Source organism: Bacillus sp. MN7755 (genome assembly GCF_054771475.1).
Genome location: NZ_BTRL01000007.1, coordinates 266,622 through 284,003 on the forward strand (window position 1 = coordinate 266,622; position 17,382 = coordinate 284,003).

General features: G+C 33.8%; 20 protein-coding genes. 15 read left to right on the top strand and 5 right to left on the bottom strand.

Going from position 1 to position 17,382, the window contains the following annotated elements; translation table 11 throughout:
* Positions 1-7 precede the first annotated feature (7 nt).
* Both ACYVEC_RS06550 and ACYVEC_RS06555 read right to left on the bottom strand, forming a co-directional pair.
* Positions 8-1,045: a serine hydrolase domain-containing protein gene (locus ACYVEC_RS06550; protein WP_063221933.1), complete on the bottom strand. Its 1,038-nt coding sequence runs from the start codon at positions 1,043-1,045 to the stop codon at positions 8-10.
* Between the two features lie 111 nt (positions 1,046-1,156).
* On the bottom strand, positions 1,157-1,351 hold the full coding sequence (locus ACYVEC_RS06555; protein WP_063221932.1) for a hypothetical protein: 195 nt from the start codon (positions 1,349-1,351) through the stop codon (positions 1,157-1,159).
* 133 nt (positions 1,352-1,484) lie between these two features.
* On the opposite strand from ACYVEC_RS06555, the gene ACYVEC_RS06560 reads away from it, so the two are divergent.
* Complete coding sequence (locus ACYVEC_RS06560; protein WP_000397700.1) at positions 1,485-1,766, top strand: hypothetical protein; 282 nt, start codon at positions 1,485-1,487, stop codon at positions 1,764-1,766.
* Positions 1,767-1,796: 30 nt separating this feature from the next.
* Here ACYVEC_RS06560 and ACYVEC_RS06565 read toward each other — a convergent pair whose 3' ends face one another.
* The gene (locus tag ACYVEC_RS06565) at positions 1,797-2,087 is read right to left on the bottom strand and encodes a DUF3784 domain-containing protein (protein WP_063221931.1); all 291 of its coding nucleotides are present in this window, start codon (positions 2,085-2,087) and stop codon (positions 1,797-1,799) included.
* 732 nt (positions 2,088-2,819) lie between these two features.
* On the opposite strand from ACYVEC_RS06565, the gene hcp reads away from it, so the two are divergent.
* The 7 genes from hcp (at position 2,820) to ACYVEC_RS06600 (ending at position 9,707) form a co-directional block, all read left to right on the top strand.
* Positions 2,820-4,106, top strand: coding sequence for a hydroxylamine reductase (gene hcp / locus ACYVEC_RS06570; RefSeq protein WP_063221930.1), 1,287 nt, complete (start codon positions 2,820-2,822; stop codon positions 4,104-4,106).
* A 690-nt stretch (positions 4,107-4,796) separates the two neighbouring features.
* A complete protein-coding gene (locus ACYVEC_RS06575; RefSeq protein ID WP_063221929.1) occupies positions 4,797-6,113 on the top strand; it encodes a condensation domain-containing protein in 1,317 nt (438 codons plus the stop codon).
* A gap of 528 nt (positions 6,114-6,641) precedes the next feature.
* The gene (locus ACYVEC_RS06580) at positions 6,642-6,962 is read left to right on the top strand and encodes a PadR family transcriptional regulator (protein ID WP_000429485.1); all 321 of its coding nucleotides are present in this window, start codon (positions 6,642-6,644) and stop codon (positions 6,960-6,962) included.
* A 75-nt stretch (positions 6,963-7,037) separates the two neighbouring features.
* Positions 7,038-7,379 (top strand): DUF1048 domain-containing protein, encoded by a 342-nt coding sequence (locus ACYVEC_RS06585; protein WP_063221928.1) that lies wholly within the window; start codon positions 7,038-7,040, stop codon positions 7,377-7,379.
* 155 nt (positions 7,380-7,534) lie between these two features.
* Positions 7,535-8,296 (top strand): ABC transporter ATP-binding protein, encoded by a 762-nt coding sequence (locus ACYVEC_RS06590; RefSeq protein WP_063221927.1) that lies wholly within the window; start codon positions 7,535-7,537, stop codon positions 8,294-8,296.
* Complete coding sequence (locus tag ACYVEC_RS06595) at positions 8,297-9,046, top strand: ABC transporter permease (protein WP_063221926.1); 750 nt, start codon at positions 8,297-8,299, stop codon at positions 9,044-9,046.
* Between the two features lie 289 nt (positions 9,047-9,335).
* Positions 9,336-9,707, top strand: a complete 372-nt coding sequence (locus tag ACYVEC_RS06600; RefSeq protein ID WP_460505958.1) for a DUF805 domain-containing protein — start codon at positions 9,336-9,338, stop codon at positions 9,705-9,707.
* A gap of 189 nt (positions 9,708-9,896) precedes the next feature.
* On the opposite strand, the gene ACYVEC_RS06605 is transcribed toward ACYVEC_RS06600, so the two are convergent.
* On the bottom strand, positions 9,897-10,859 hold the full coding sequence (locus tag ACYVEC_RS06605) for a helix-turn-helix transcriptional regulator (protein ID WP_460505960.1): 963 nt from the start codon (positions 10,857-10,859) through the stop codon (positions 9,897-9,899).
* 110 nt (positions 10,860-10,969) lie between these two features.
* Between ACYVEC_RS06605 and ACYVEC_RS06610 the strand changes: the two genes are divergently transcribed.
* From ACYVEC_RS06610 to ACYVEC_RS06630, 5 genes are all read left to right on the top strand, one after another.
* Positions 10,970-11,449 (top strand): GyrI-like domain-containing protein, encoded by a 480-nt coding sequence (locus tag ACYVEC_RS06610; protein WP_460505962.1) that lies wholly within the window; start codon positions 10,970-10,972, stop codon positions 11,447-11,449.
* A 173-nt stretch (positions 11,450-11,622) separates the two neighbouring features.
* Positions 11,623-11,889 (top strand): DUF4176 domain-containing protein, encoded by a 267-nt coding sequence (locus tag ACYVEC_RS06615; RefSeq protein ID WP_460505996.1) that lies wholly within the window; start codon positions 11,623-11,625, stop codon positions 11,887-11,889.
* A 92-nt stretch (positions 11,890-11,981) separates the two neighbouring features.
* Positions 11,982-12,371, top strand: coding sequence for a hypothetical protein (locus ACYVEC_RS06620; protein WP_180230829.1), 390 nt, complete (start codon positions 11,982-11,984; stop codon positions 12,369-12,371).
* 290 nt (positions 12,372-12,661) lie between these two features.
* Positions 12,662-12,874, top strand: coding sequence for a DUF3963 domain-containing protein (locus ACYVEC_RS06625; protein WP_080468357.1), 213 nt, complete (start codon positions 12,662-12,664; stop codon positions 12,872-12,874).
* A gap of 193 nt (positions 12,875-13,067) precedes the next feature.
* Complete coding sequence (locus ACYVEC_RS06630) at positions 13,068-13,700, top strand: LysE family translocator (protein WP_063221921.1); 633 nt, start codon at positions 13,068-13,070, stop codon at positions 13,698-13,700.
* 172 nt (positions 13,701-13,872) lie between these two features.
* Here ACYVEC_RS06630 and ACYVEC_RS06635 read toward each other — a convergent pair whose 3' ends face one another.
* Positions 13,873-14,463, bottom strand: a complete 591-nt coding sequence (locus ACYVEC_RS06635; RefSeq protein ID WP_063221920.1) for a TetR/AcrR family transcriptional regulator — start codon at positions 14,461-14,463, stop codon at positions 13,873-13,875.
* A 686-nt stretch (positions 14,464-15,149) separates the two neighbouring features.
* On the opposite strand from ACYVEC_RS06635, the gene ACYVEC_RS06640 reads away from it, so the two are divergent.
* Positions 15,150-15,803 carry a CPBP family intramembrane glutamic endopeptidase gene (locus ACYVEC_RS06640; protein ID WP_063221919.1) on the top strand — a complete coding sequence of 218 codons (654 nt, stop codon included), beginning with the start codon at positions 15,150-15,152 and terminating at the stop codon, positions 15,801-15,803.
* A gap of 341 nt (positions 15,804-16,144) precedes the next feature.
* Entirely contained in the window at positions 16,145-16,906 is a 762-nt protein-coding gene (locus ACYVEC_RS06645) for a glycosyltransferase family 2 protein (protein ID WP_063221918.1), read from the top strand.
* The last annotated feature ends 476 nt before the right edge of the window (positions 16,907-17,382 follow it).

The window sequence follows — 17,382 nt, forward strand, 5'->3', positions numbered from 1 at the left end:
TTTTTTATTATAAGGATAACGTTTTTATAACATCACCAATAATCCCTTCCATTTGATGAACACCTAAGTCAGCGTTCGTCATTATAACGGCACCATTACCTCGGTATGGATAGCATACCATTATACATTGAAATCCCACGCCCCATCCAAGTGAATAAATTTGTAAGTCCTCATCCGAATCATCTAGAAAAACACCTAATCCAGTCCATTTTGAGCAACCTTGAGGAGAAATCATGTCTTGTACTGTTTTTTGAGAAAGTTTTAGTTTTCCCTTTCCTTGTAAGGAATGAATGATTTCAATTACTAAAGTTGATAAGTCAGTTGGTGTTGTCCAAATGCCTGAAGCAGCTGCGAATGGATAAAATGGATACTTCTCATTTGTAACGGTGCCATCTTTATTATGTCCACAAGAGAATGTATCTAATTTATTTATATTTTTAGTAGAGAATGCGGTACTATTCTTCAGTTGCAATGGCTGAAAGATATATTTTTCAAGTAAAAGATTGAATGGTTTTCCAGTTATATCTTCAAGTAGTAGTTCAATAATACAAAAGTTTGCATCAGAGTAGTGAAATTCACTTTCTGGTTCATAATTCACATCTATAGGTACTGGGCAATATGATGTTTTACCGGCAAAGAGTTCTGACATGTTTGGTCGCCCTTGTGCAAGTGTATACTTCTCAAAACTATTAGGAGGATCAATAATTCCAGATTGGTGACTTAATAAATTTCGCAACGTGATTTTTTTCTGTGAGGTAAGTAGATTGGTAGGTGTGTTCCAAGATGTGAGTCTATCATTTATGTCTTCATCTAAATGCACGATTTCTTGATCTGACAACGTCAGTACAAGCATTGTAGTGAAGAATTTACTAATTGAACAAGAATTGAATATAGAATTCATAGTGACAGTTCTATTTGTTCCAGCTTCAAGTGTTCCAAAAGCAATCGCTTCGTCTAGTTTGCCGTCACGTATAACGGCAAGACTTAACCCTGCAACGGAATATTGGCTCATTTTCTCGTATATATTGTTACTTTTTAAGTTCATAGTGACTCCTTCCTTCAAAAAAGACAGAATGTTAGTTCTATTATACAGTAGTAAATAGAGAGAATGAGAGAAAAAGAAAAAACTTCATCTTTTATCGATGAAGTTTTTAAGTTAATCCGAAGTGAATGTTTTAAAAAATTTGTCTCGGTACATGTACATTAACCATGAGATTGTTAGTAAGGAAATAATGACTTCTTTATTTTTAATTGGCTCATTGAAAATAAGCCAACCAACTATATCAAATAATAAATGTAGTGCAATTGAAAGAACTACAAATTGTAGTAATGTCTTAAAAAATCTTTTCATAAAGTGTCCCCCTAAAATATAAGGTTTTATCAACAGTGTTGTATATTACTATTATACATTAAATGTGTCCTGTGGTAAAATTTACATAAGTTAGTGAAATAAAACAAATGAAAGCTAATGAGGAGGAATAGTCATGGAATTTTGGATGATCATACCGATAGCGATCTTTGGGTTTATTTATATCGTTGAAAAATTAAATAAAATTGAAAAGAAAACGGATGCACGTTTAAAGCGGATGGAAGATAGATTACAGCTAATTACGAAAGAAATGGGAATTGTAGATAGAGAACCCGAAATTAATAAAGAGTTGCGCCAGCTTATGGAAGAAGGAAAAACAGTTACAGCAGTTAAGAGAGTAAGAGAAGCATTTGGGTTTTCATTGTTAGAAGCGAAGCAATATGTTGATAAATTATAAAAAAAGATCATCCGATTGGATGGTCTTTTTTTACTGAACCATACGTGTATTTACATAAGCAGCGATTATAACGTGTCCAATTATAATGATAGGAAATACTATTTTTGCATTAGGTGTAATGAAGACACTACCAATTGTGGCGATAACACCGGCAGTTAAATTATAAAGACCCACTATTTTTGATAGCTTCACTTTATCTGGTACACGGCGTTCATTGAATCCTGATAAGAGCCAAGTGTATTGTTTTACTCCGATGAAATAAGCTAGTGCAAATGAAATAATTGCAAGAATAAATAATGATGGGGAAGCGAAGAGAGTCATTGAGAACACCTCCGTTAAAGGGCTATAAATAAATTATAGTATGATTATTATAATTTAACAAAATACATTTTTGATTTTAAATGTAATAGAAAAACGGAGTATATGTGATGAAGGAAGATTAAGTATGGATATTGTAGATTTAAGAAGTTTTTGGAATATAAAAGAGATGGAGAAAATAATTTCCCCATCTCTTTCTTTTAACTATATTTAAATGCTGAAGCTGTCGATTACACCTGCATACGTTACTGAGATTTTAATTCCAAGTATACAAATACCAGTACCGTCATAATTGCTATAACAACGTAAGTAGCATCAAGCATGATAAGTGTCTTTAAAGTTTCAGTCATCCTAATTCACCCCTGGTATAAAAATCATAAAGATAACAATGTACATGAAATTTCTTAAGTAGTTTCTATATAAATATATCATATAAATAATGTAAACAATGTTAAGATAATGTAAATGTATTGTAAATAAAGAGCTTTCCCAAAAAATCGGTAATCAAAAAATAGCTAGTTGGTAATAGTTCTCTAAATCTATTAACTAGCTATTTGAAAGTACCAACAAAGATGTACATTTTTCAGTAATGTTTTTAGAGTCAATAAAAATATTATGTCAACAATATGAATTGTCACAAATTTTTATATATTATTGTGATTGATATCACATCCTTTTATTTCACCGGGTATTATGCTTAGTTTGTAAGCAATGATTGGGAGAGGGTGGGATGATATGTTTTGTTATCAATGTGAGCAAACCCCAACAGGCGGATGTAAAATAATAGGTGTTTGCGGAAAGAATGAAACAATTGCAAGTTTACAAGATACAATTGTGTTTGGGTTAAAAGGAATTGCAGCTTATCGTACGCATGCTGCTCAGCTAGGGTATACGGATGCATTTGTAGATGCTACAACGCAAGAAGCACTATATATGACATTAACAAATTCAAACTTTAATGAACAAGAACATATTGATATGGCTATGAAAGTAGGGAAATCAGCTTTACGAGTGATGGAGTTGTTGGATGAGGCACATACGAATCACTTTGGCGTTCCAGAGCCTGTTCAAATTACACAAAACCATGTAGAAGGTAAGGCAATTGTAGTTACTGGTCATAATTTATTTGCATTAGAAGAACTATTAAAGCAAACAGAAGGAAAAGACATTAATATTTATACGCATTCTGAAATGCTGCCAGCACACGGTTATCCGCAGCTGAAAAAATATAAACATTTAAAAGGGAATATTGGTAAGGCATGGTATGATCAACGACGTCTTTTCGAAAAATTTACAGGTGCTATATTAGCGACAACGAATTGTGTTATGCCAATTAAAGGATCATACTCTGATCGATTCTTTTCATATGATATTGCAGGTTTAGAGGGTGTACAAAAAATTGAAAATGATGATTTTGAACCATTGATTCAAAAAGCGCTAGAACTTCCAGAAGTACATATGGAGTCGGATGAGCAGTTAGTAACAGGGTTTCATCATAATACAGTATTATCATTAGCTCCGGAAATTATTAATGCAGTAAAAGAAGGAAAGATTAAGCGATTCTTTGTCATCGCAGGTTGTGATGCACCAGGAAAAGGCGGAGAATATTATCGTGAATTAGCAACGTCACTTCCGCCAGAAACAGTTATTTTAACAACTTCTTGCGGGAAATTCCGCTTTAATGATGTGAGTTATGGTGTTGTACCTGGTACAGAGATTCCGCGTTACATTGACTTAGGGCAATGCAATAATTCAATTTCTACAGTGAAAATAGCGGCTGCTTTAGCAGATGCTTTCCAATGTGAAGTGAATGAATTGCCAGTTAGTATTGTCTTATCATGGTTTGAACAAAAAGCGGTTGCCATTTTACTTGGGCTATTTAGTCTTGGAATTCAAGATATTCGCATCGGTCCAAAGGCTCCAGAATTTATTTCACCTGGCGTGCTTGATGTATTACAAGAAACATTCGGTTTAAAACTAATTACAACTGCAGCAGAAGATATGGATATGATGTTATCGTAACGAAAAAATGTTTTTATTTAATTATGGCTGTATAAATCATTTGTATGTGCGTGAGTAAACGTACATACAAATGATTTATCTTATTAATAAAAGGAAGCTGCTATATCTATAAAATTTATGATTTTATAAGGCTTTTAAAGGGTCCCACCACATGCCCACCAACTTAAGATTTGTAAGTATCCACAAAATGAAATTTCCACATGAATATCTATAATTTCACCTCTTTTTCATTTGAATTGAAAATATTGAAAAAAGCCCAACTCATTTTGATTACACTTTTCAACATGTAGGGCTTTTTTTACTGTAACAAAAAGTTGGGGTACAGACGCATACCCATCAACCTTTTATTATAAAGTAACCTCTGAACGTATTATATTATTGTTTTTTCTTGACAGACATAAAAATGATTTATTTGTCTTGTTGATAATTAGTAAACAATATTATAAAATGTTTATGTATATACAAACTTATTTTATTTTCGTTTGGTTTTATTGGATGTACAGGAAATGTTAATGACAATAAAATAATGGGTATATCACCTGCAAAAAGAGTGGAACTAATACGGAAAGGATGCGTTTGTTAAAAAATTAAAAAGTAAGCATTGTTAGCTCTTGAAGAAAAATGAATAAAAAAGTTACAAGCATATGGAGAATAGGTGTATATAAAAAAGTTCTAAAGGGGGACGGAATTATGAAACAAAGAAAGTATTTGGTAACACCTCAAGATCGAATGAATTATGTATTAGGTCTTTATTCTGCAGATCAACAAATTAATGCAGTTCTTTATTTTCCTGTAGGTATATCAAAGGAAAAACTTGAAGAATCAGTAAGGATAACGTTACAATTGCAGCCAGTTTTGAACAGCCGGTTTGTAGCAAATGATATTCCTTACTGGGAGGAACATTCATCTGGCACTAAATCACCCATTTTCTTTTTTGCAGAAGGAAATAATCAAGAACTTGAAATAATGGCAATGGATTTTATTAAGGAACCTGGTGATCGTATTGATGGGCCTATGGTTCAAACAAAATTATTACGAGGCACTACAATAGATATGTTAGTTGTGAAATTATCTCATCTATGTTCAGATGGTACAGGAGTCAAGGAATATATTAATTTACTTGGAACAATTTATACTCAACTTTCCTTGGGACGATCTAAGAATCAAATTATAAAGGAATTTGGTAAGGAAAATGAGAGTTTTCGAGATCAATCACATGTATTCAAATATGCTGGAATATCGGACATAAAAAGTGCGTATCGTCCTAACCAAGAACAACAGGCATCGTTATGGTCTTTTCCATCTAAACCTAATAAAAATAAATTCCCCCAAATGTCCGTACGACGGTTGAGCCATGAGCAAACTCTACGTCTAACCCAATGGGCAAAAGGACAACAGGCTACCTTGAATGATGTAATCATGGCTGCATACTTCCGAGCTTTATCACATTTCACTGTGTATGCAGAACCTCGCACCGCAGAAAAAATGATTGGTTTGACAATTGATTTACGTCGATATCTGCCTAATAATACAACTGGTGCTATTTGCAACTTATCTGGTATGGAAATGCCAGTGATTAAATTGGAAGAAGATGAAACATTTAATCAGACTCTTGTTCGAGTTAAACAATCAATGGATAAAATAAAGTCTCAAAATCCAGGTCTTTCTTCAGCTGCAGGAATGGAGCTACTGGCAGAAATGAAGCTATCTACTGTGAAAGAAATGTATAATCAGCAATACGAACAGGCTGTACAGATGGGGATGGCGTTGCCATTACTGACAAATTTGGGAGTAATCGCTGATGAAGCTATTCAGTTTGGTCAAATTCAAGCTGAGGACGGGTATATGACATCGCCTATTATGTATGCACCATTCTTTTCAATGGGAGCAAGCTCTTATAATGGAAGACTTACATTTACGATTGGTTATCATGCGCCGGATACATCAAAAGAAAAGGTAGAAGAATTTTTAGATAGTGTTGTGAATCAACTATCAGAAATAAAATAAAAGAGAATATAGAGAAAAAATTTCTAGCAGAGTTGTATTTTAGGGGCTCGTATCATGTACGGCTAATCTCTGGAAATTTTCTCTGATCACACTTGCCTTTATGCTTTATATACAAGGGGAATCGTAGTGAGAAACAATTTGTATCGTGAAAAAACAAGATATATCGGTATAAAAACAATAAAACAGAGCAGATTTAAATTACCCTTTGAATCAGCTCTGTTTTGCTAGTTTGATGGCCCTTACAACAAAAAATGTATATGTTTTTGTTGTAGAGCATTCTTTAACTTACTAGTTATATGGATAGTTCAACATAAAAATAGTAGCCTGTATCCGATTGGGATATAGCGGATTTTAAATTTTTTTGAAAATAAAGTTGACATTCTCTCTACTCAGTCATACAATGTAGTTGTAATAAGTAATACTGAATAGTGTGGTTTTACTCAAAAGCTATTCAGTAAAAATTCGCCTTAGTACTCTGTGATACTGAATATAAGTCAGACAGAATAGGGGGTAAAGGAGGATCAGAACATGGAAAATTTAACTGAAATGCTGAAAGGTTCACTGGAAGGGTGTGTGCTGGAAATCATTAGCCGCCGTGAAACGTATGGTTATGAGATTACCCGCCACTTAAATGATCTAGGGTTTACCGAAGTCGTGGAAGGAACGGTCTATACCATCCTCGTACGATTAGAGAAGAAAAAGCTTGTAAATATTGAAAAGAAACCATCAGATATGGGGCCGCCTCGTAAGTTTTATTCATTAAATGAGGATGGACGTCAGGAACTTGAATTGTTTTGGGAAAAATGGGATTTTGTATCGTCAAAAATTAACGTCTTGAAGTCAAACTAGCCTCATAATATTAAATGTTCCGGCTCGTATTTGGAGAGTTTCTTGTTCGGCTTTATAAAAAAGGAGGAAAATAAGATGTTGGAAATGTTCAAAAAATTAATTGGTGATAAAAAAGAGTACAAAATGATGATGGCACGTGTTGCAGCACTGCCAGAGGACTATCAGTTTGTGTTTAAGAAAATTCAAAACTACATGTGGAATTTTTCGACCGGAAACGGGATGGATATGCTGCACATTCAGTATGAATTAATTGATTTGTTTGAAGCCGGTGCAGCTGAAGGCAGAGAAGTGCTTGATATTACTGGGGAAGATGTGGCATCCTTTGCTGACGAACTAGTGGCAAATGCTAAAACGTATGTCTCTAAATATCGTGAAGATTTGAATGAAAGTATCATGAAAAAATTGAGAAAAAAATAAATGCAATAAGTAATACCGACTGATTAGCTGGTTACAAATGTGAACTACCGCCATCGCTATTCAGTTATATTTTTAAACCACTACTAAGTAATACGGATTATCAGTGATACTAAATAGAGGGTGAAGGTAATTTATTTTTATAAGGGGGAAAAAGTATGAGCAATGCAGCGGTTTCTGTAAAAGGGCTAAAAAAATCTTTTAAAGATAAAGAAGTTTTAAAGGGAGTGGATTTTGAGGTGCAGCGTGGCGAAATTTTCGCGCTACTAGGTTCAAATGGTGCTGGCAAGACGACGACGGTCAACATCCTCTCGACGCTAATGAAGCAAGATGGCGGTGAAGTAAGTATTTGCGGGTTTGATGTCCAGAGTCAACCAGATTATGTTCGCCAAAGCATCAGTTTGACAGGACAGTTCGCAGCTTTAGACGGTATGCTTACTGGCCGAGAAAACTTGATAATGATCGCCAAGTTACGTGGTGTTTCTAATCCCGCTCAAGTCGCTGACAATCTACTTGCAAGATTTAGTCTGACTGATGCGGCAAACCAAAGGGCAGATCAGTATTCAGGCGGGATGAAGCGCCGGCTTGATATCGCGATGAGTTTGATTGGGGCGCCAGCAGTTATTTTTCTTGACGAACCAACTACTGGACTTGATCCGGAAGCGCGAATCGAAGTGTGGGATACAGTCAAGGAACTTGCTGGTGGAGGAACAACCATTTTACTAACAACCCAGTACTTGGAGGAAGCAGAACAACTAGCTGATCGTATCGCGATTTTGCATGGTGGAAAAATCATTACGACAGGCACTCTTACTGAATTGAAAGAGATGTTCCCGCCAGCAAAAGTAGAGTATATCGAGAAGCAGCCGACATTGGAAGAAATATTCCTTGCGATCATTGGCAAAAAGGAGGAGATGTAAATGAAAAGCAAAACAGGTGTATTACTTGGGCGCTTAATGCGCAATATTATGCGTAGTCCGGATACAATTATTACGGTAGCGATTACACCGATTATGATGATGCTATTGTTTGTTTATGTATTTGGTGGTGCTATACAGACAGGAACAGATAACTACGTCAATTATTTATTGCCGGGAATTTTGCTAATGGCGATTGCATCTGGTGTCGCTTATACATCCGTACGGTTGTTTTCAGATGTAAAGAGCGGGCTTATGGCACGTTTCATTACGATGCCTATCAAACGCTCATCGATATTGTGGGCTCACGTATTAACCTCACTCGTTGCTAATGTACTTACTATCGTGGTGGTTATTCTTGTTGCACTCTTAATGGGCTTTCGTTCCAGTGCTAATATTTTAGATTGGCTTGCAGTAGCTGGAATACTAGGGATGTTTACGTTAGCGCTAACATGGTTGGCTATCATTCCAGGGCTGAAAGCGAAGTCTATGGAAGGGGCAACAGCCTACTCGTACCCACTAATTTTCCTCCCATTTATTAGTTCGGCCTTCGTACCTACCGAAACGATGCCCAAAATTGTCCGTGCGTTTGCTGAGAATCAGCCTGTAACTTCAATCGTGAATGCGATTCGTGCTCTTTTATATGAAGGAACTGTTGGCAACGATATTTGGATTGCACTCGCTTGGTGTGTAGGCATAATGATCATCTCTTACTTTTTCGCTAGTAAGGCATTTAAACGTCAGTTAGGGTAAGTAAATTAAATCTTCCGAAATAATATATATCTTTGAAAAAGCACGGGAAGGTTTTCCGTGCTTTAATACTACATTCATACTTCGCTTAATTGTAGTAGTTTTAAAGTAAATAGGAGAATAATAAATCAAATACACATGCCTTGAAGTATAGTATGTTAACATTCAACTGAAATAAACAGAATATTCTATATGAAAATAGAGATTAAAGATGTTATGTGCTATATTTATACTTATAAGGTATAAAATGTATAAAACAATCGTTTAGGGGATGGAAAAGGGAGAGGTTCAAATGAAATGGTATTTATATACTCTCAAAAACTATGCGAAATTTAGTGGGAGAGCTACGAGAAAAGAGTACTGGATTTTTACTTTAGTTAATAAGGTTACGTTTTGGTCATTAATATATTTGGCCTATTATTCTTCGTCTGCCTTTTACTTAAGAGCCAATATTACTTTGCTATTTATTGCAATTTTTATTGTTCCTACTCTGGCAGTGGGAGCTCGTCGATTACATGATAGTGGAAAAACGGGATGGTGGCAGCTATTAAATTTGGTGCCATTTGGAGGAGCGGTTCTACTTGTGTTTTGTATCATTGAAAGTGATGAAGGTGAGAATAAGTATGGACCAAATCCACATTCAAATCTTAAACAAGCAATTTAATGTGTTTATAGTAAACTCTAATATAAAAAGGTGTGAACTAAGAGCTAGTTCACACCTTTTTTATTGTATTATTCCTAGAAGCTTCGTTCAGCGATGATAGCAAATATAATGTTTTCCCTAGGTATTAGAAAAATATAGACAACTGGTAATGAATTAAACTCAATATTTTGGGGTTACACCAATCAATGCTTATGGGGAGTATAAACATAATCTCTCTTGTAAAGCTGCTAATATTTCTTCAGGCATTTCCCTGATTGTAATATCCTTCCCTAGGAAAAGCACCCAATTTATTATTTCCGTCACTTCATCGGAATTGTTAACATTGATAAATGTTTTTAAAATGGCTGTGGATTGGTAAGGATTTGTATAAGATATTGAAATTTTGAAAGGGTGGTATTTTTTGAACTGGGCAATTGCTTTTGGACCAAGTTCAAGTACAAGATTAATTGCTTCATCCTTCTTACTTAGTTTTTCTAAAATCTTTTTCTTATTTAGCTTTTTTTTCGTCGTGTATGGTTCGATATTGATGAGATGATCCACAGGAAACATCCTCTTCTTTTCTTCTTTTAAGTCAAACCCTTCAATGATCCATTGGCTTTTTTCTTGATACAGGTGTAATAGATAAATGGAATAAGACTTGATTTCTTTCTCTTCTTTGATGGTAATCAATAAATGGCTATCCAAAAGAAGCATTTGAATGAGTTTTTCTAACATAGGGTGGGGGAGATCAGAAAGCTCAAGTAAATCAGGATTATGAGGGTTAGTCCCTTCAAACAGCAAGAGTTGATTTAAAAGAACAATATCATCTTGCTGGGTTTCAGAGATAAGTCCTAACAGTTTTTCAGCTAAAGATTGACGACTTTTTAGATAGGGAAGTTGTTGATTTCTTGTAGCCATAAAAGCAATAAAAAGAGCTTTCACTTCGTTATCAGTAAAGCGAACAACGGGCAGGATAGTGTTATGCATGACAAAATATCCACCAGTCCTCCCAACTTCAGCGACAAGTGGCATGCCCATAGCTTCAATTTCTCTAATGTCTCTAATAGCTGTCGATCGTGATATGTTAAATTCTCGTATGATTTCTGAAATTGTAAAGTGGGAGCGGTTGTTGATATACCGCATAATTGTATTAATCCGTTCAACTTTTTTCATTTTAGTCTCCTAAACAGTATCATTTTTTGACATGATTTAAAGATATTATAAACTCATCAGATGAAAAGAGAAATCATTTGATTCATTTTAAAAAAAGGGAGGTTTTGAATATGAAAAATTATACGATTGAAGAAAAAGATAGCTTTATTGTGTTAGGTATTGGAACTGAAATTAAAAGTGAATATACAGATTTTGTTGGAATCAATAAAGAAAAGGAAGACTTTTGGTCGGCTGTTAAAGAAGATGGGAGGCTGGATACTTTAAAAGCTCTAGCTACAAATGATTACATTTTTTCTGTGAGCGAAGCGGTGAATAACAAGATGATGTATTATGCGGGTGTTATGACAGAAGCACAAATAGAAGAAGAATCTAGAGGGATCCAGTTTCCTAAGGGAGAATACTTAGTAGTAAAAGGGGAAGACAAAACAGCTGAAGAGCTAAGTAATAAGCTTACTGGCATCGCCTTCGGTCAGGCCTTACGAGAAGCAACAGATTTTGCTTATGTTGGTGGGCCAAATACAACGGTTGAGATGGGGGAAAGAAACGGTTTAGTATTTGGTGAAATGTGGATTCCGGTTGTTAGGAAGTAAAGTGATAAAAGATATGATTATGGAATGTAGAGGCTAACAATCTTGAATTGTTGGCCTTTTTGACGTGAGTATAATATTCATATACTACTACACATTATGTTCTGATAAAATGGAATAAAAGGGAATTATCAGAAGTTGGTGGTTCAGTGAAAGCTGGATCAAGTGGATTTAAGATTAGTCTTCCTTGGGGGCCAGGAGCAAGTCTTGTTGGCTCAGTTGTAAGATTTAAAAGTTGGGAACAACTTGTAATGATATATGGTAGAAAGCAAATAGATTCTAAAACTAAAGAAGAGTGGGATTATGTAGCTTGTTATTATCCAATTGGTAATATTTCAACTGAATATAATTTATTTTTTAATCATGAACATGTATCGGAGATTGTTTTTACTGGATATATTAATGATGAGGAAATCAAACTGAGTGAAGATTTAAAAAGATAAATTATAACTATAATTGTTTATTGATTTCGATATATTTCCAGTCAAGTATAGCCATTTTAGTATGATTTATTTTTTTAGTAAAGGAAGAGTTAATATTGAAAATATTAAAAGGTATAATGTTATTAGCTTGTTGTTTATTAATTGTCAGTGGATGTTCTTCTAGAGAAGGAAAAGTTGTTGGTGGAAAAGTAAAAAGTTCTTCAAATAGAATATTAGGAGATTATAGAGAGTTTACTGGTTCCGCAAGTCGTGATATGGAAGTCAAAAAAGGAGAGAATTGGGTGTTTTCTTTTGATGAAACAACAAAGAAAGGAACTGTAGTTGCTTATGTTGTGGATTCAAATGATAATACAATATTAGAATTTAATAATGGTAAAGATGATAAAAGCCTTAAAGTGCCTAAGGACGATAGATATAAAGTGAAAATTAAAACAGAAGAACATGGTGGGAAATTTTTAATAGAGTGGAAAAAATCATCTTAAATTGAAGAGGAAAATTAATGACGAAAATGGTTAGGTATCCAGACATGAAAATCAATTTAGGAATGGTCACTTATTTATTGGTCTTTTTGTTATTTGAAAAGGAGTATATGGTCTGGGAGTAAGAATCTATTCGCTTGTTAAATTTTAAAAGGCCGCATTATGGAATGTAAAGGCTAACAATCTTGAATTGTTGGCCTTTTTGACATGAGTATAATATTCATATACTACGACATATTATGTTCTGATAAAATGGAATAAAAGGGAATTGTTGTAAGGTGGTGGCGGAGTGAATAAAAAAAAGACTATTTGAGTTATTCATAGTAACGTTTGTTTTTCTATTCCTTCATGTAAGCACATTTACTAATGAAAAATTTAATGATAAATTGGGTTCCTTTACTTTCATTGTGCTATTTCTTATGGTTTATATCCATGCTAAATTTATAGACCGGTATTTTGATGATATACAGAAGTGGGTTCGAAATATTATAATTTGTTTTGCTTAGTTAGTTGTTATTGGAGTATCACTATGGATCGATTACTTTTAATCCTTACTTAAGAGAATGAGAAGTATGTGATTACAATACATTTAACCCGATAATATTCCTTAGCTACATCGGCTTATATTAATCTTTTCTCTCCTCAATCATGATAAAATGTACAATAGGAAATTTTATGTAAGATAAAGGGGGAAGGTTTATGGTCAGCATGAGTACTTTGATAGCTTTTGCAATTGTTTCGCTTAGCATGGTTTGTTCACCGGGGCCTAATATGATGTATCTCATTTCCCGTTCCATTACGCAGGGACGTATGGCAGGATTTATTTCTTTATTGGGCATCATGCTTGGTTTCGTAATCTATATAATCGCAACAATGTTCGGACTTACAGTTCTTTTCCTTGCCGTTCCCGCTGTCTATGAAGCAGTCAAATGGGCAGGTGCCGCTTACTTGCTCTGGCTAGCTTGGAATTTGATTAAACCTGGTGCTACATCTATCATGGAGCCTAGTACGATTTCTAATGAGCCGCCACGGAAATTATTTTTGATGGGACTCATGACCAATCTTCTGAATCCAAAGATTGCTATTTTGTATGTATCACTTCTACCTCAATTTGAAGATCCTGAGAAGGGATCGTTGCTTCTACAAGGTGCAGTTTTGGGTCTTACGCAAATCACTGTTAGTTTTATAGTCAACCTCCTAATTGTGTTGACAGCAAGTCGGATTGCGAAATGGTTTGGCACACGCCCAACGTGGCTACGAGTGCAGCGTTGGCTTATGGCAAGTGTTTTAACGGGGCTTGCTGTACGTCTTGCTTTTGAACGTCGACAGTAAGAGAAGAGGTATGTAAAAAAACAGATTGGTTGTATGCATAATATACAACGTCTAAAAAGCTACCTTTGCTAAAAACTATTCACCCCTCTCATAAACAGAAGCCACTTTTTATGAGAGGGGTTTATTCAATTTAAGTCTATAAAAATTGAATGAAAGCAATATAAGTTCTCACTTATTTAGAATAAGAGGAAAGATGATGTTTTATTTGTTCAATAAAATATTGATGATGTATATTATCGTTAGATACTCGACTTGCCATAATAGCGCCCTCCATTGAAGATGCAAGAAAAGAAGCGAGCGATATAATGTCTATATCTTCTTTAAGTTCTTGTTTCTCTATTCCTTCTTTTATGAGAGAAGCCATTAACATTACTGTATCATCATAGCCTTTTGCTGCTGCTGTTTGTAATTCTGGAAATACTCCAGTACTTTCAATTGCGCTATTAAGCAATGGACAGCCTCCAGCAATAGGGGGATTATTAGCTGCATCTTGATATACAAGGAAAATTGCAAGGATTTTATCAATTGCTGTCTTTTTATTTTCCATTGCTTTATGAAAATGACTCCACATAATCTCACCACTTTTGTCGTAGGCAGCAAGGACAATTTCTTCTTTATTTTTGAATCTACGATAAATAGATCCTTTAGGTAGTTCGGTAGCTGTCATTATATCCTGGATGGATGTGCGTGTTATTCCATTGGTATTAAATAAATATAAAGATATTTCAATAATCTTTTCTTTTACCTTATCAACTTTAGTCATGCTTTGTAATCCTCCTAATAAAAACGAGCTTAATATTTCAGGTAATATTTACCCTCTATTTTCTTGATTTTTTTGTAAGTATAAATAAGTTTGGAGCAAAAATATCTTATCAATCCCTATCTTATGGAAACCTCAAACGATACAGTTTGAAAAGAGGTTAATCAAATTGTATTATCTGTATTATTCGAGTGAATTTTCTGTCAAAATCAACGTGACCAATTGTTTAATTGAGTCACTTTATACAAATAATGTTACTTGAAATCGTATAATGTGTAAAAATATATAGTTAATTTTAACGTATAGACATATGAGTAGTATATATAATTTTAATTAATATGTTTAGCTAAAATGTTGGAACTACTCCCACTTTCACTTTGTTTAATTAGGATATCTTGTGGTTAAAAGCCGTATCATTTCATACTATAAAAAATTAATCGTTAATAATGAATGAGTACGGGAATTTGATTGTAAATAAGAAACTGAGGTATAAATTTATTTGTTTTTTCCCGTTTTGATTGTGTTAATAATTTGTAAAAGGGTGTTTAAAAAACTAGAAACTTATAGTATCATTAGATTCCGGACCGAACCGTCCGGTTTGAAATCTTATATAAATATATTTAGAAGGAGTACGTTATGCAGAAAGAAAATTCAAAGATTCTAGGTAATTTCATTATGGAGGTAATAAAGTGAACTTTATTAAAATGAATACAAAAGAACTTATTATGCTAATAGTTTATACAATGTTTGCATTACTTCAAATTGGCTTGTTCATATTATTTGGCATATCACTTTTAACTAACAGCAATTTAGTTGAATCAGAATTTGCTCTTAGTGCCATCGGTTTGACTGTACCTGCTATTGTAGGAATAATTTTCTTTAGGAAAGAAATTATTGAAGGTTTTACTTATTTTAAAGAGAAGACAATTTTGAAAATAGTAAGTATTCCTATGGTGGTTTTATTTACGGTAATTGTAGAACAGGCTGTTATGCGTTTTCTAGCAACTGGTCAGCCAGAGAACCAAGAACAGCTCCTTGAAACGGGCGCGGAGATACCTCTTATATTTACATTGCTTGTATTTGGTATTCTCGGTCCGATACTTGAAGAAATTATATTTCGTTATATAATATTAAATCGTTTTTCACATTATATTGGTACTGCTATTGCATCTATCATTTCGATTATAATTTTTACACTTCTTCATACGAACCAGCTTTCGGATATTGCTATTTATTTACCTGGTGCAGTGATACTTACTGCGGCTTATCTTATTTCTAAAAGATCCCTTGCATATGTCATGGCGATACATATATTAAACAATTGCCTTGGTTTCATTCTGTAAGAAATTAAACTTAGCTCTGTTACGAAGTTGAAAACTAGATACAGATATTGATAAATGAGGAGTACAATTTAGACAGTGACTTATGATTCATGTAATTCCTTGTACTTCAAAAAACCACAGTTTGGGTGTAAACTGTGGTTTTTTATATAGAGGCCCCACACCTCGCTATTAAGCTAAGCCCCTACAACGTCAATTTTGATTTTGTTAGCTTAATAGTAGCCCTATTACACTTAACATAATATGTCCATATTGTTTTAATTACTTTTTTAATAATATAACTTAATAAATTTAAATATATGTTATGTATAACAGATATTTATCTAAAATAAGGGGGGAATATCATGACTGAAACAAAGGAATCTTCAGGAAGAGATTTACAAAAAGATGTGAAGTTTTCTATTATAATCCCTGCACATAATGAAGAAAAGTACATTAGAAAATGTTTAGATTCAATTGCAAAGGCATCAGAGGCATATAAAGAGCAAACGGAAGTTATAGTTGTTTTAAATCGTTGCACAGATAAAACAGAGGAAATAGCAAAATCTTATAATTGTATTACATTGAAAAATAACGATAAAAACTTATCTAAAATCCGAAATGCAGGGGCAGAAATAGCTAGTGGAGAAATAATCGTTACTATAGACGCTGATACTATAATGACAGATTCCGTGTTGTCTAATGTAGATAAATATTTATCTTCAGGTAAATACATTGGTGGTGGGGTGAATGGGAAGTTTGAAAGAATATCTTTAGGAATATTCTTTTCTGCAATGTTAATAATAATCCCCTTACTTTTTAAGTATGGAGCTATATCTGTAGGGATTTTTTGGTGCTATAAAAAAGATTTTATGGCAATTAACGGATTTAATGAAAACATGCTTATGGCAGAAGATGCAGATTTTGCTAAACGGTTAAAAGAATGGGGAAAGCGAAATAATAAGAAATTCGGTACCATTAAAAATGGAATGATAACTTCATGCAGAAGATTTGATACATATGGAGACTGGGACTTACTTAAAAATCCAAAAGTAATATTAGCTTATATAAAAGGAAATGATCAAAAATATGCAGATAAGACATATTATGATAATCAAGAAAGATAACGATAGAGAAAATCGGCAGGAAATAGTGAGAACAGCAGATTTTCTTATACATAATGAGAGCCCAACTTAATTTAATAGATATGATAAGAAAACCATCAATTTGATTAGTCCTTTTTCAAATCAATGGTTTTTATTTTTGAAATAAAAATCTATTTTTTTATAAAAATATTTTTTGACCCCCATAAAACTTTGTATTGCTCCGAATATGTATAGTGAAGAAAATAAATAGAAGAAAACTGACTCTGAAAGAATATTGAAGTGTTAATAAAATTACTAGATTAAGTGGGGCATCCGAAATAAAAGGATGAAATTACCAATGATATAGAGAAGAGTTATTCAAGGATTGCAGATAAAATAGAAACAGAGCAAGCAAAACAAGGGGAAGAAAATAAGAAAGTACATTAAAATATAAGCTGAACTATAGTGCCGAGAGAAAAGCAAGATCATTAGGAAAACAGTGAAAAAAGTTAGTCTCG

Excerpts from the sequence above, each read along its gene's own strand:
- ACYVEC_RS06550 (WP_063221933.1), bottom strand. The coding sequence starts at position 1,045 with ATGAACTTAAAAAGTAACAATATATACGAGAAAATGAGCCAATATTCC.
- ACYVEC_RS06555 (WP_063221932.1), bottom strand. The coding sequence starts at position 1,351 with ATGAAAAGATTTTTTAAGACATTACTACAATTTGTAGTTCTTTCAATT.
- ACYVEC_RS06560 (WP_000397700.1), top strand. The coding sequence starts at position 1,485 with ATGGAATTTTGGATGATCATACCGATAGCGATCTTTGGGTTTATTTAT.
- ACYVEC_RS06565 (WP_063221931.1), bottom strand. The coding sequence starts at position 2,087 with ATGACTCTCTTCGCTTCCCCATCATTATTTATTCTTGCAATTATTTCA.
- hcp (WP_063221930.1), top strand. The coding sequence starts at position 2,820 with ATGTTTTGTTATCAATGTGAGCAAACCCCAACAGGCGGATGTAAAATA.
- ACYVEC_RS06575 (WP_063221929.1), top strand. The coding sequence starts at position 4,797 with ATGAAACAAAGAAAGTATTTGGTAACACCTCAAGATCGAATGAATTAT.
- ACYVEC_RS06580 (WP_000429485.1), top strand. The coding sequence starts at position 6,642 with ATGGAAAATTTAACTGAAATGCTGAAAGGTTCACTGGAAGGGTGTGTG.
- ACYVEC_RS06585 (WP_063221928.1), top strand. The coding sequence starts at position 7,038 with ATGTTGGAAATGTTCAAAAAATTAATTGGTGATAAAAAAGAGTACAAA.
- ACYVEC_RS06590 (WP_063221927.1), top strand. The coding sequence starts at position 7,535 with ATGAGCAATGCAGCGGTTTCTGTAAAAGGGCTAAAAAAATCTTTTAAA.
- ACYVEC_RS06595 (WP_063221926.1), top strand. The coding sequence starts at position 8,297 with ATGAAAAGCAAAACAGGTGTATTACTTGGGCGCTTAATGCGCAATATT.
- ACYVEC_RS06600 (WP_460505958.1), top strand. The coding sequence starts at position 9,336 with ATGAAATGGTATTTATATACTCTCAAAAACTATGCGAAATTTAGTGGG.
- ACYVEC_RS06605 (WP_460505960.1), bottom strand. The coding sequence starts at position 10,859 with ATGAAAAAAGTTGAACGGATTAATACAATTATGCGGTATATCAACAAC.
- ACYVEC_RS06610 (WP_460505962.1), top strand. The coding sequence starts at position 10,970 with ATGAAAAATTATACGATTGAAGAAAAAGATAGCTTTATTGTGTTAGGT.
- ACYVEC_RS06630 (WP_063221921.1), top strand. The coding sequence starts at position 13,068 with ATGGTCAGCATGAGTACTTTGATAGCTTTTGCAATTGTTTCGCTTAGC.
- ACYVEC_RS06635 (WP_063221920.1), bottom strand. The coding sequence starts at position 14,463 with ATGACTAAAGTTGATAAGGTAAAAGAAAAGATTATTGAAATATCTTTA.
- ACYVEC_RS06645 (WP_063221918.1), top strand. The coding sequence starts at position 16,145 with ATGACTGAAACAAAGGAATCTTCAGGAAGAGATTTACAAAAAGATGTG.